This is a genomic window from Clostridioides mangenotii TR (genome assembly GCF_000498755.1).
In the GTDB taxonomy this organism is placed as follows: domain Bacteria; phylum Bacillota; class Clostridia; order Peptostreptococcales; family Peptostreptococcaceae; genus Metaclostridioides; species Metaclostridioides mangenotii_A.
The window spans coordinates 1-13,819 of the sequence record NZ_AXUS01000030.1; the positions used below are offsets into that span (position 1 = coordinate 1).

At 31.6% G+C, this 13,819-nt stretch carries 11 protein-coding genes; all 11 read left to right on the plus strand.

From position 1 onward, the window contains the following. Window positions 1-42: 42 nt before the first annotated feature. The 11 genes from T473_RS0113235 to T473_RS0113285 all read left to right on the plus strand — a co-directional run bounded on the left by T473_RS0113235 (window position 43) and on the right by T473_RS0113285 (window position 13,775). Window positions 43-1,548, plus strand: a complete 1,506-nt coding sequence (locus T473_RS0113235; protein ID WP_024622329.1) for a DUF1846 domain-containing protein — start codon at window positions 43-45, stop codon at window positions 1,546-1,548. Between the two features lie 283 nt (window positions 1,549-1,831). Beyond that, entirely contained in the window at window positions 1,832-2,968 is a 1,137-nt protein-coding gene (locus T473_RS0113240; protein ID WP_024622330.1) for a betaine/proline/choline family ABC transporter ATP-binding protein, read from the plus strand. Then, window positions 2,961-4,514: an ABC transporter permease/substrate-binding protein gene (locus T473_RS0113245; RefSeq protein WP_024622331.1), complete on the plus strand. Its 1,554-nt coding sequence runs from the start codon at window positions 2,961-2,963 to the stop codon at window positions 4,512-4,514. The genes T473_RS0113240 and T473_RS0113245 overlap by 8 nt, the downstream gene beginning before the upstream one ends. A gap of 279 nt (window positions 4,515-4,793) precedes the next feature. After that, the gene (locus T473_RS0113250; RefSeq protein ID WP_024622332.1) at window positions 4,794-5,666 is read left to right on the plus strand and encodes a cation diffusion facilitator family transporter; all 873 of its coding nucleotides are present in this window, start codon (window positions 4,794-4,796) and stop codon (window positions 5,664-5,666) included. Window positions 5,667-5,928: 262 nt separating this feature from the next. Continuing rightward, on the plus strand, window positions 5,929-6,555 hold the full coding sequence (locus tag T473_RS0113255) for an HAD family hydrolase (RefSeq protein ID WP_024622333.1): 627 nt from the start codon (window positions 5,929-5,931) through the stop codon (window positions 6,553-6,555). Between the two features lie 49 nt (window positions 6,556-6,604). Beyond that, window positions 6,605-7,963 (plus strand): MATE family efflux transporter, encoded by a 1,359-nt coding sequence (locus T473_RS0113260; protein WP_024622334.1) that lies wholly within the window; start codon window positions 6,605-6,607, stop codon window positions 7,961-7,963. Between the two features lie 91 nt (window positions 7,964-8,054). Next, on the plus strand, window positions 8,055-9,287 hold the full coding sequence (locus T473_RS0113265; protein WP_024622335.1) for a 30S ribosomal protein S1: 1,233 nt from the start codon (window positions 8,055-8,057) through the stop codon (window positions 9,285-9,287). A 292-nt stretch (window positions 9,288-9,579) separates the two neighbouring features. Next, the gene (locus T473_RS0113270) at window positions 9,580-10,299 is read left to right on the plus strand and encodes a phosphatase (protein WP_024622336.1); all 720 of its coding nucleotides are present in this window, start codon (window positions 9,580-9,582) and stop codon (window positions 10,297-10,299) included. A 33-nt stretch (window positions 10,300-10,332) separates the two neighbouring features. Continuing rightward, complete coding sequence (locus tag T473_RS0113275) at window positions 10,333-10,800, plus strand: hypothetical protein (protein WP_024622337.1); 468 nt, start codon at window positions 10,333-10,335, stop codon at window positions 10,798-10,800. 18 nt (window positions 10,801-10,818) lie between these two features. Next, window positions 10,819-11,322: a PaaI family thioesterase gene (locus T473_RS0113280; RefSeq protein WP_024622338.1), complete on the plus strand. Its 504-nt coding sequence runs from the start codon at window positions 10,819-10,821 to the stop codon at window positions 11,320-11,322. Between the two features lie 539 nt (window positions 11,323-11,861). Then, the gene (locus tag T473_RS0113285; protein ID WP_024622339.1) at window positions 11,862-13,775 is read left to right on the plus strand and encodes a YgiQ family radical SAM protein; all 1,914 of its coding nucleotides are present in this window, start codon (window positions 11,862-11,864) and stop codon (window positions 13,773-13,775) included. Window positions 13,776-13,819 lie beyond the last annotated feature (44 nt).

Consider the following 13,819-nt stretch of genomic DNA (forward strand, 5'->3'; position numbering starts at 1 on the left):
AAATATAGATAATAAAACAATTTATTTTAGTGAGGTGTTGAGATGAAAATAGGATTTGACCACGAGAAATATTTACGAGAGCAGTCTAAATATATACTTGAGAGAGTAAATAATTTTGATAAACTCTACCTTGAGTTTGGGGGTAAGCTTACGATGGATCTCCATGCAAAGAGAGTTTTACCTGGATTTGATGAAAATGCTAAGATAAAAGTTTTGCAACACATGAAAGAGAAAGTTGAAGTTGTAGTATGTGTTTATGCAGGGGATATTGAGAGAAATAAAATAAGAGGCGACTTTGGAATAACTTACGACATGGAAGTTTTAAGACTTATTGACGACTTAAAAGGATATGAGCTAGATGTAACGAGCGTTGTTATTACAAGATACGATGGTCAACCAGCTACTACTGTATTTATCAATAAGCTTGAAAACAGAGGTATAAAAGTTTACAAACACTACTCAACAAAAGGATATCCATCTGATGTAGATATGATAGTAAGCGAATCAGGTTTTGGAGCAAATGAGTATATAGAAACTACTAAACCTATAGTTGTAGTTACAGCTCCAGGTCCAAATAGTGGAAAACTTGGGACATGCCTTAGCCAGTTATATCATGAAAACAAAAGAGGAAATGCAGTTGGATATTCCAAATTTGAAACATTTCCAGTTTGGAATGTACCATTAAAACACCCACTTAATATCGCATATGAAGCGGCGACAGTTGATTTAAAGGATGTAAATATGATAGATTCATTTCATCTTGAAGAATATGGAGAAATGTCAGTAAACTACAACAGAGATCTAGAATTATTCCCTGTTCTTAAAAAAATCATAGAGAAAATAACAGGAATAGAATCTATGTTCCAATCTCCCACAGATATGGGTGTGAACCGCGTCGGATATGGTATAATTGATGATGATGTAGTTAAAAAAGCTTCCATTGAAGAGATAATAAGACGTTTCTTTAAAACTGCTTGTGAGTGTAAAAAAGGACAAGTAGATATAGGAGCTTTAGATAGAATGAAGATAATTATGGAGGAACTTAATCTAAAGCCAGAAGATAGGACAGTTGTTACTCCAGCAAGAGAATACAGTAAAAAACTTAAAGAGAAAGCATTAAAGAACGATATTTGCCCTGTTGTAGCTTTAGAGCTAGAAGATGGAAAGATAATTACGGGTAAATCATCGGATCTAATGAACGGAACAGCAGCTGCTGTATTAAATGCAATTAAGTATTTAGGTGATATATCAGACGATATGCACTTAATATCACCAGTAATACTTGAGCCGATAATAAACCTAAAATCGAATGTTCTTTCAAGTAAAAATGCTTCATTAAGCTGTCAAGAGATACTTATGGCGCTTAGCATTTGTGCTGTAACAAATCCTACTGCACAATTTGCAATGGAAAAATTAGATCAGCTAAAAGGATGCCAAGCTCACTCAACTACAATTTTAAGTCTTGATGATGAACAAACATTTAGAAAACTTGGTGTTGATGTAACTTGTGATCCAGAGTACCAATCACAAAATCTTTACTACAGTTAGCATTTAATATAAAATTAAAATAACATTTAACATAATAAATTACACCTATGGAAGTGACGAAAGTTTTAAAGCAGTTACAACCAAAGGTGTTTTTTTGTATAAAAATATCTTAATTTACATTAATTTTTAAGGAGAAATAGACGATTTACTACGTAATTAGTATCAAATAAAACAATTATGTAACCCTTTGGTTTGTTTACACAATTTATTACTTGTGTTATAATCTAATGAAGCAACTTATAAAGAACTTATAAGTTGCTTGTATAATAAGGAGATGAATTATATGATAGAGATTAAAAATGTTACAAAAAAGATAGGTAACAAAACGATATTAAATGATATTTCCCTATCAATAGATACAGGTATGTTAGTTGTCCTTATAGGTTCAAGTGGATGTGGTAAAACAACTACATTAAAGCTTATTAACAAACTTATAAAGCCGACTTCGGGAGAAATATATATCAATGACAATCCAATTTCAAAACAAAATGAGATAGAATTAAGAAGAAATATTGGCTATGTCATACAAAATACAGGGTTGTTCCCTCATTTAACAATTAAAGAAAATATTGAACTTATTCCAAGACTTAAAAAGGAAAAGTCAATAGAAGAAATAGAACAAACAACAAATGATCTACTTAAGATGGTTGATTTAGATAGCGAAGAATACTTAGACAAATACCCCTCAGAATTAAGTGGTGGTCAGCAGCAGAGAATAGGCGTTGTTAGAGCAATAGCCACAGATGCAGATATAATACTAATGGATGAGCCATTTAGTGCATTAGATCCAATAACAAGAACATCGCTTCAAGATGAATTGTTTACACTTCAAGAAGAACTTAAAAAGACAATAATATTCGTTACTCACGACATGGATGAAGCGCTAAAAATCGCAGATAAAATATGTATAATGAAGGACGGTCAAATCGCTCAATACGATACACCTGAAAATATACTTAGAAACCCAGCAAATGAATTTATAAAAGACTTTATAGGAGAAAATAGACTTTGGGATAATCCAGAGTATATAAAAGCGAGAGACATAATGATCAAAAATCCTATTGCAGTTAAAGGTAACAGAAGAGTCACTCAGGGAATAGAGATAATGAGAACTAGTAAAGTTGACAGTTTACTTATAGTAGATAAAGAAGATCAACTTAAGGGAATAGTAACAGTAAAAGACATAAAAGCTACTATGGACAAGACAGAGACTTTAAAAGATATAATGTCAATAGATCCTCTTTATGTAAATGAAGGAGATAGTTTAGTAGAGATACTTGAAGTAATGAACAAAAACTCAATTGGATACATGCCAGTAGTATCTTCAGAAGGAAGATTGGTTGGGCTTATAACTAGAAGTAGTTTACTTTCAGTATTAAGTGAACAGTTCCTTGAGATGGAGGTGAGTATACTTGGATAGTTTCTTTAATTTCGTACTTCAACAAAAAGGAAAGATAATAGACTTACTAGTACAACACGTTAGTTTAACAGCCACAGCAATAATATTAGCTATATTAGTAGGGGTTCCACTTGGAATTTTGATATCTAGAACTCCGAGACTTAGAAAAATAATACTTGGTTTTGTAAACTTGGTACAAGCAGTACCATCGATGGCATTGCTTGGATTACTAGTGCCAATACTAGGAATAGGAAGTAAGCCAGCAATATTTACAGTTGTAATCTACTCGCTACTACCAATAGTAAAAAATACATACATAGGTATAACGAGTATCGACCCAGTAGTTCTAGAATCGGCAAAAGGAATGGGGCTTACAAGAAACCAGACGCTATTTAAAATTCAATTTCCACTAGCTCTTCCAATAATAATGGGTGGGGTTAGAATATCTGCAGTTACAGCAGTAGGACTTATGACACTTGCAGCCTTCATAGGAGCTGGAGGGCTTGGTTATTTAGTATTCTCTGGGGTTCAAACAGTAAACAACAACATGATACTAGCAGGGGCTATACCTTCATGTATACTAGCTCTTTTGGTAGACTATATATTTTCACAAATAGAAATAGCAGTTACACCTAGAGGGCTTGATTTACAAAGAGGTAAAAAGAACTTTATAGGATTAAAAGTAGTAAGTGCAATATTGATAGTGATAATAATATTTACAGCTGTAGTACCGGCATTTTCAGGTAAGAAAGAAACAATAACAGTAGGATCTAAGAACTACACTGAACAATTAGTTTTAGGAAATATGTATGCAGATTTGATTGAAGAGCATACAGATCTAAATGTAGAGAGAAAACTAAACCTAGGCGGAGCATCAGTAACATTTAACGCATTGGACAGTGGAGAATTAGACATGTACGTTGACTATACAGGAGTACTTTTATTAAATGTAATGAAACACGATATGGTAAGAGATCCAGATCAAGCGTATAATACAGTAAAATCAACAATGGAAAAAGAACATCAGCTGACTTTACTAGATCCAATTGGGTTTAACAACACATGGACACTAGCAATGAAACCCGAGTTAGCAGATAAGTACGGAATAAAAACAATGTCAGATTTGAGCAAGTATAGCAAAGACTTAATCTTATCATGTACTTTAGAGTTCGAAAACAGAGAAGACGCATATGTAGGGTTATCTAAACTGTACAACATGAACTTCAAAGACGTAAAAGCAGTTGATGGGAGTTTAAGATACTCAGCAATAGATAAAAATGAAGCACAAGTAATAGATGCAAACTCAACAGAAGGACTAGTTAAAAAATACAAACTAAAAATACTTGATGACGACAAAGGGTTCTTCCCGCCATACTATGCAGCACCAATAGTAAGAGAAGATACCTTAGAAAAATATCCAGAGCTTAAAAAAGTATTAAACATGTTATCAGACAAAATAAGCCAAGAAAAAATGATGGAGCTTAACTACCAAGTAGACGAAGAAGGTAAATCACCAGAAGATGTAGCACACAACTTCCTAGTCCAAGAAGGATTAATTAGTAAATAAAAGAACCTAAATTAAAAGATGCGACGACATTGATAGTGGTCGTGAAGTACATGTTAGACATAGAGTGTCTAGGAATGTACTTCACAACCACTAACAACATCATCGCATCTTTTTATTTATATTTTTTAAGTTCTTTTTTGTTCCATAATCACTAAAAGACACCTCGCAAAAAGTGTACACAATTTAAAACATAAAAACCAGTAACCAATGGGTGAGTAAGTGAATATATTAGAGTATAAATACAAATCTGTCTAAATTCAAAACGAGGGGGAAACAAAGATGGTATCAGATAATTATAAAAAAGTTAATCGAGTTCTTTCAATAATTTTATTTGCAAACCTCGGTGTAGCGCTGCTAAAAATAATCATAGGTAGCTCTGTCAAAAGTGCAAGTATGACAGCCGATGGATTTCACTCTCTCTCAGATGGTACTTCTAATATTATCGGACTTATAGCTATATTTTTTGCATCTAGACCAAAGGATGAGAACCACCCATATGGACATAAGAAAATTGAGGCTATAGCAAGTTTAATTATAGGATTAATGCTTTTATTCATAGCTGTTAAGATTATATTTACGGCATTTTATAATCTGCAAAATCCTGTAGAATTATCTATTAATGCTCTGAGTTTAATCGTTATGGTTATAACTCTGGGTATAAATATATTTGTATCTACATATGAGTATAGAGTTGGTAAAGAACTAAATAGTCAGTTTTTGATATCAGACTCAATACATACGAGAAGTGACATATTTATTTCTATTGGAGTTTTATTTACGCTTTTGGGGGTTAGATTAGGCCTTCCTTCAATAGTTGATCCTATCGTATCACTTGCAGTTTCAGGGTTTATTATAAACTCTTCGTATGAGGTGCTGAAGTCTTCTATTGGGATTTTGATAGATAGAGCAGCTGTAGATAAAAGTATGATAAAGGAGCTTGTGTTTGAGTTTAATGAGGTGAAAGATGTTCACAATATAAGAAGCAGGGGAAGTAAAAACGACTTGCATATTGATATGCATATAATGGTAGATCCGTTCATTAGCGTAGAAGAGTCACATAAATTAGCACATAGAATAGAGAAAGAAATAAAAACTGAGTTAAATCCAAATACTCAGGTTATTGTTCATATTGAACCTTTTTATAAGCTTTAAAAAATATAAATTTTATTATTTTAGGTAAAATAAGTAGAATGAATCTCTTTAAATGGGAGGACTTCTACTTTTTTGCTTGCTGAAATATAGCAAAATAAGTGTAAGTTTGATATAGTAAAGAGTAGAAATGAACTTTAAATTAAATGTTTAGGAGTGATAAAATTTTGGAGAAAAACTCTGGACTTTGGATTCAGATAACTGTTTTTTGTGGGTTGTTTCATGTATAATTATACAATTTTAAATAAATATGAGGAATTTTATTATGAAAAAGAAAATATTATTGCTGGATATTGACTATACTGTAATACATACAGACAGTATGAGAGAATTTTTTATTTACGCAATTATAAAAAAGCCGGCTAAACTTATCTTAAACTTACCATACGTGTTTTCAGTACTATTAATGTATATTCTGAGATTGACTTCAATAGAAAGAGCAAAGGAAGCTATTTATTATGCAATCAAGTATTTTGAAGAAGATGAATTAAATGAGTTTTTTGAACGAAAATTAATTCCAAAGATAAATACTTGTATGAAAAAATTGATATTAGACTATAAAAAAGATGGAAATCCTGTAATAATGATAACTGCATCTCCGTATGCTTATATGAAGTACTTTGAAAGTTATGATATGGCAGATAAAGTAATTGGAACTGAGCTAGAGTGTATAGGATCAAAATATAAAAATAAAATATTGGGTAAAAATTGTAAAAAGAGTGAGAAAGTGAAGAGATTAAATGAATATTTAGAAAAAGAGTCCTTTGAAATAGATTACGAAAATTCATATGCTTTTTCTGACTCAAAAAGCGATTTAGATATGCTTAGCCTGGTTAAAAACGCTTATTATGTAAATAAATGCGATGGAGAAATTAAAGAAAAAGTAAATTAGAATATTCTAATAAAAAAAATAAAGAATTACAGGTAATTGGAGGGGTTGGATGAATAATAAAGGTTCGGATCTTGGAAAAGAAAAAATATCTAAACTTCTTTTTAAATTGGCTACTCCAGCTATTATTGCTCAGCTTGTAAATGTCTTATACAATATAGTCGATAGGATATTTATTGGACGAATGGCGGATGGTGGAATAGCTATGGCTGGGGTAGGAGTATCTTTTCCTATAATCCTTATAATATCAGCTTTTAGTGCACTTGTAGGTATGGGTGGTGGACCGCTAGCTGCTATTAAAATGGGAGAAAATGATAACGAAGGTGCAGAGAAGATTATGAGCAACAGTTTTTCTGTACTCATATTAGTATCTATAGTATTAATCGTGGTGTTTCAGCTTAGTAAAGAAAATTTACTATGGCTATTTGGGGCAAGTGAAGCAACCATTGGATATGCTAGTGATTATCTAGGTATATACCTTTGGGGTACTTTATTTGTACTTATTTCAATGGGAATGAATCCATTTATAAATACTCAAGGATTTGCTACAACTGGAATGGTTACAGTTGTAATAGGAGCAATTATTAATATTATATTAGACCCTATGTTTATATTTGGATTAGGAATGGGTGTAAAAGGAGCAGCTCTTGCTACAATCATTGCGCAAGGTGTATCAGCGCTTTGGGTTCTTTTGTTTTTGTTTGGAAAGAAGAGTATTATAAAAATCAAATCGAAGTACTTTAAACCAAATAAAACAGTTGTGATTGGAGTATTGGCGCTTGGAGTATCGCCATTTATAATGCAGGCAACAGAAAGTTTAGTGTTAGTATCTTTAAATAGTAGACTGCAATTGTTTGGAGGAGATCTGGCAGTAGGTGCAATGACTATAATGAGCAGTATAATGCAGATCGTAATGCTTCCGATTGTTGGGCTTATGCAAGGAGCTCAACCAATAGTAAGTTATAATTATGGTGCAAAACAGTTTAACAGAGTGAAATCTACATTTAAACTATCTATAATAGTGTGTTTTTCTTTTGCTCTAATTATGTGGTTTGCGCTAATGACATTCCCACAAGTTTTTGTCGGAATTTTTAACAATGACGTTGACCTTGTAAATATAACTAGTTGGAGTATGAGGATTTACTTTGCGGGTATTATGACTATAGGCGTTCAGATTGCATGTCAACAAACATTTTTAGCTTTAGGAAAATCAAAAATATCGTTTTTAATGGCTATACTTAGAAAAATAGTACTTTTGGTTCCACTTATATTTATACTTCCATCCTTTATGGAAAATAAATTATTTGCAGTGCTTTTAGCGGAACCGATAGCTGATATAATAGCTGCAACAGTAACACTTACATGTTTTATAGTTTTTTATAAAAAAACTTTATCTAAAATTTATGAATAATATAATTTGATCTAAGAAATTTATATGTATTTCATATATTAATGGTATAATATTTACATATGCTTATTAAATTAAAGAAAGGATGTAGAATATGGATCAAGAACTGACGATGGAAGAGTTACTTGCACAACAAGAGCAAGAGCTAGATAAAGTAAAAGTAGGAGAAATAATAACAGGAAAAATAAACAACATTTCAAATGATGGTGTTCAATTAGATTTAGGAAATGGTTTTGATGGAATTATATCATTGGATGAATTAAATATAAAAAGAGGAACATTTCCAAGCGATTTATTTAATGTTGGAGACGAAATATGTGCAGAAATAACAAAGGTATCACAAAAAGATGGAACAATTAAACTTTCAAAATTACAAGCTGATAAAAAAGCTGATTTAGGGGAAATACAAAAAGCCTTTGACGAACACAGAATAATAACTGTAGATGTAGAAAAAAGTATTGATAAAGGAGTTTTTGCTGCATTTAAAGCGTACACTTTATTTATTCCTATATCACAATTAGATACTAAATTTGTAACAGATACATCTAAATATATAGGTAAAAATTTAGAAGTTTATATAAAAGAGTTAGATATCAAGAAGAATAGACTTGTTGCTTCTCATAGAGATGTTTTACAAGAGAGACTCGATAAAGAAAGAGCAGAGAGAAGAATTCAAATCAAAGAGGAAAGAGATGCTGAAAGAGCTAGAATCAGACAAGCTAAAGAAGATCTGTTTAATTCCCTTGAAGTTGGCCAAAAGAAAGATGGTAAAGTTACAAAGATAATGTCATACGGTGCATTTGTAGATATCGGTGGGGTTGAAGGGTTAGCTCATATTAAAAACTTAGCTTGGACTAGAGTAGATTCTGTTGAAGATGTACTTTCTGAAGGTCAAGATGTTGAAGTATTTGTATTAGATATAGACAAAGAAACTAAAAAGATTGCTCTAGCATTAAAAGATATAAATAACGATCCTTGGGATCTTATAGGTAAAGAAATTAGTGTTGGCGATATAATTGATGTTAAAGTTTTAAGAATAATAGAAAATGCTGCATTTGTTCAAGTTACAGAGGGTGTAGATGCGTATCTTCCTATATCTGAACTTAGTGATGAAAGAGTAGCTAAGATTACTAATTTAGTAAATGTAGATGATGAAATAAAAGTAAAAGTACTTGAGTTCAAGCCAAAGAACAAGAGAATGTTGGTTTCAATTAAAGAAGCTAATAGAGAGCCAGAAGAAGATATCTCCGGATTTTTAGAGGTAGAGGATTCTTTGGGTAGTATAGGCGATTTGTTTAAAGATAAATTTAAAGATCTAGATATATAAATGTTGTATCAAGTCAGATGGGCTTGTAGGCTTGATCCAAGGCAGCGCTTTCGTTACGAATTTAATTGTAGCTCATCTAGTAAAATAATTTGATTTACTAGGAAAGCCTTGGGATGAGTTTGATAAAATAGCTGTCTCTTTATTGAGGCAGCTCATTTTAATTGATAATAATATATTATTTATCAGATTAGATGATTAATTTTATATCTGTTATCTAATTATATGTATTAATTGATTTAACTTGTTTAACAATATAATATTGATCACAATAGAAGGATTTAAGGAGGATGACATGGCAAAACCTATTTTAGATTTGCATTGCCATACTGTTGAGAGTGGACATGCTTATAGTACTGTTAAGGAAAATATAGAAATTGCATCTAGTAAGGGGATAAAGTTCCTTGGTGTTTCAGATCATGCACCGGATATGCCTGGAAGTGGGCATTCATTTTATTTTCAAAATATGTATGTTATACCTAGGGAAGTAAACGGTGTTAAGGTACTTAGAGGGATTGAAGCCAATATTGTCAATTTTGATGGCGGTATAGATGTAAGTGATGATATAGCAAAGGGTATGGATTATATGATCGCAAGCTTTCACATGCCTTGTATTGCTCCAGGTGATATAAAACAAAATACAAATTCTATTTTAAAAGTTATGGATCATGAAAAAGTTAAAATAATAGGTCACCCTGATGATAGTCAGTTTCCTATTGATTACAAAGAGATAGTTAAATATGCTAATGAGAAAAATGTTTTACTCGAAGTAAATAACTCTTCTATGAACCCGAATTCTTATAGACAAAGAGCTAGAGAAAATGGAGCTGTAATGCTTGAGTTGTGTAAAGAGTATGGAACTAGGATAATTCTTGGAAGTGATGCACATATTTGCTATTCTGTCGGAGATTTTTCAAATGCTTTAGATCTATTAAATGAAGTAGATTTTCCAGATGAATTGGTTATAAATTACAACGAAGATGAGATAATTAAATTCTTTGGTGTAGATTTTTAGATAATTATAAATTTAGTATTAGGAGTGAATACCTTGGGGAAAAATAAATTTTTGCATATAAAGCATTCAGATAGAGGTTATTTTAGAAAAGCCACTATAATCAGTATGATCACATCAGTAGCTACATTGGGGTTAGCTTTTGTAGCTTACGATTACAGTAAAATGTTGTATTTTTCACTAATTTTACTTGCAGTATTTGCATTTAGACAGGGACGTGAATTTACAAATAAATATCATAAGGAAGTTTATCTGTCCATAGATAACTATTCAATAGATATTAATAATAAATTTACATTTTTAATAGGACAAAAAAGAAACGTAAGAATAAGTTTTTGGGATATTAAAGATGTTATTCTAAACGATAGAAAGATTGAAATTATTACAGATAAAGGAAAATCAAAAATTTTTCTAAATGCTATTGATGCTGAAAATGAAAGTAAACTGTTGAGTAAACTTAGTAAAAGATTTAAGATAACTACAGAAGAAGTAGGTGTTAAGTAGTTAAAGGAGGGATGAAATTTGAAGTATAAAGTATTGAAAAAACAAAATGTTTCAAAATCTTGCATAGTTTGTGGTGTTAAAAATGATCTTGGATTAAAAACAGGATTTTATGAATTAGAAAATGGAGAGCTTGTATCAATTTGCCAGACTAAAGATTGGCATCAAAGTTATCCAGGGAGACTCCATGGAGGTATGACAGCAGCGTTATTGGATGAAACGATCGGAAGAGCTGTAAGCATCAATGACGATCAGATATGGGGAGTAACAGTCTCTTTAGAAGTAAAGTATAAAAAACCAGTACCATTGGATGAAACAATCAAAGTAGTTGGCAGAATAACTAAAGAAAATAGAAAGTTATTTGAAGGTACAGGTGAGGTAATTCTTCCGAATGGAGAAATAGCTGCAACTGCACATGGAAAGTATATGAAGATGCCTATAGGTCAAATTTCTGATGCAGAACTTGATGATGAGGAATGGCTAAGTATTGATGATGATGAAAAGGTTGAGTACATAGAACTTTAGAGGAGTTTAAGCCTACGTAAAATTAAAAAATAGCTATTCACAACAAAAAAGTGGTCTTATTTTGTACCTTTTTTATTAGGAATATTGTATTCTTTATACATAAACACTTTAAAGATATAGCGTATAAAACTTTATATAATCAAATATAGGCTTCATTTTGCAAACCACGTTCCAAAGTTTTGAAAAAATTATATATTTATTACAAAAAACATGATTAGATAAAACATAGCAAGTTTTATCTAATCATGTTTTTTATAATAAAATTTTTGTTAAATATTTTATGAATATAAATATTGCTTTTTGATAATTTTAAATATAGGATCTAGTATTTAGAATTAACACAGCTATACATTTAATTTATTGATATATTTTTATCTAGAGTTGGCAAGTATAAGTGCAAAGATAAAACTTTGTTTAGGAAAGAAAGTTTGATATACTATGTTATAAGGATTAATTAACGTGGAATTTACTGTAAAAAATCAGGTAATTTATAGATTATTTAATATAGAAATGCTTTTTTATTGTAAGCAGGAGGAACGATGGAAAATAAATTTTTACCAATAAGTATTCAAGATATGATTGATAGAAGTTGGGATGAACTTGATTTTGTTCTAGTTACAGGTGATGCTTATGTAGATCATCACAGCTTTGGAACTGCAATTATATCAAGAGTTTTAGAAAAAGCTGGCTATAAGGTTGGAATTATTGCTCAACCTAGTTGGAAATCAGTTGACGATTTTAAGAGACTTGGTAAACCAAGACTAGGATTTTTAGTAAATAGTGGAAATATGGATTCAATGGTCAATCATTATTCAGTAAGCAAAAAGCGAAGACAAAAGGATCTGTACTCACCAGGTGGCGAGATGGGGCATAGGCCAGATTTAGCTACTATCGTATACTGTAACAAATTAAGAGAGGCGTATGGAGATGTTCCAATTATAATAGGTGGAATTGAGGCTAGCCTTAGAAGATTTGCTCATTACGATTACTGGGGAGATAGAGTTAGAAAATCTATGCTTATTGACAGTGGTGCCGATGTACTTGTATACGGAATGAGTGAGAAACAAATAGTAGAGGTAGCAAACGCTTTAAATGATGGATACGATAGAAAATACATCAGGCATGTTGATGGAACATGTTATATAGCTGATAGTTTGGATGAGATATACGATGATTTTGTATTGATCCCATCTTATAAAGAAGTATGTCAAGATAAGAAAAAATACGCTGAAGCGTTTAAAATTCAATATGATGAGCAAGATCCTTTTAGAGGAAAAGTAATGGTTCAGGAGCACGCAGGTAAATTTTTAGTTCAAAATAAACCTGAAAAGCCATTGACTAGAGACGAATTGGATGAAGTATATTCGCTTCCATATGCAAATACATATCATCCAACATACGAGAAGTCAGGTGGTATACCTGCTATACAAGAAGTTAAATTTAGTATAGTCAGTTCAAGAGGTTGTTTTGGAAGTTGCTCATTTTGTGCAATTACTTTCCACCAAGGGAGAGCAGTACAAAGTAGGAGTGAAGAGTCTATAGTGGATGAAGCTATCCAAATAACTCAACTTCCAGATTTTAAAGGATATATACATGATATAGGCGGGCCTACGGCAAATTTTAGAAGTCCAGCTTGTAAAAAACAGATAACAAAAGGGGCTTGTAAAGATAGACAGTGCCTTTACCCATCTCCATGTAAAAATATGGATGTTGACCACACAGATTATTTACGAGTTTTAAAGAGAGTCAGAAACTTGCCGAATATAAAAAAAGTATTTGTTCGATCTGGTATTAGATACGACTATGTCATGGCAGATAAGAGCGATAAGTTTTTGAAGGAATTGATAGAACACCATGTAAGTGGACAATTGAAAGTAGCGCCAGAGCATATATCAGAAAATGTACTGGATTATATGCAAAAGCCTGCAGGAAAAACTTATTCAAAATTTAGTAAAAAATTCTTTGAAATAAATGAGAAAATAGGTAAAAAACAATTTTTAGTACCTTACCTGATGTCTAGTCATCCAGGAGCTACATTAGAAGATGCTGTAGAACTTGCTGAATATTTAAGAGACATACACTATCAACCTGAGCAAGTACAGGATTTTTATCCTACGCCAGGTACACTATCGACGACGATGTTTTATACTGGGCTTAACCCAATAACTATGAAAGAAGTTTATATTCCAAAGAGCAAAACAGAAAAAGCAATGCAAAGAGCTCTTCTTCAATACAGAGCCCCAAGAAATTATGAATTAGTTCGTGCGGCTTTAATTCAAGCCGGCAGAGAAGATTTAATCGGATTTGGGTCTAGGTGTTTAATTAAACCATCAAATTATAAAAACGGTGCGTTTAGAAATAAAGATAATAGAACAAGTAGCTATAAAACTACTAATACTAAGACACAAAAAAACAATAAAGTGACTAAGACAGCTAGGAAAAAAAGACATTAAATATTTTTATTTAATAAACATATATAATTAAACTTAGAGATTGA

Excerpts from the sequence above, each read along its gene's own strand:
- T473_RS0113235 (WP_024622329.1), top strand. The coding sequence starts at position 43 with ATGAAAATAGGATTTGACCACGAGAAATATTTACGAGAGCAGTCTAAA.
- T473_RS0113240 (WP_024622330.1), top strand. The coding sequence starts at position 1,832 with ATGATAGAGATTAAAAATGTTACAAAAAAGATAGGTAACAAAACGATA.
- T473_RS0113250 (WP_024622332.1), top strand. The coding sequence starts at position 4,794 with ATGGTATCAGATAATTATAAAAAAGTTAATCGAGTTCTTTCAATAATT.
- T473_RS0113255 (WP_024622333.1), top strand. The coding sequence starts at position 5,929 with ATGAAAAAGAAAATATTATTGCTGGATATTGACTATACTGTAATACAT.
- T473_RS0113260 (WP_024622334.1), top strand. The coding sequence starts at position 6,605 with ATGAATAATAAAGGTTCGGATCTTGGAAAAGAAAAAATATCTAAACTT.
- T473_RS0113265 (WP_024622335.1), top strand. The coding sequence starts at position 8,055 with ATGGATCAAGAACTGACGATGGAAGAGTTACTTGCACAACAAGAGCAA.
- T473_RS0113270 (WP_024622336.1), top strand. The coding sequence starts at position 9,580 with ATGGCAAAACCTATTTTAGATTTGCATTGCCATACTGTTGAGAGTGGA.
- T473_RS0113285 (WP_024622339.1), top strand. The coding sequence starts at position 11,862 with ATGGAAAATAAATTTTTACCAATAAGTATTCAAGATATGATTGATAGA.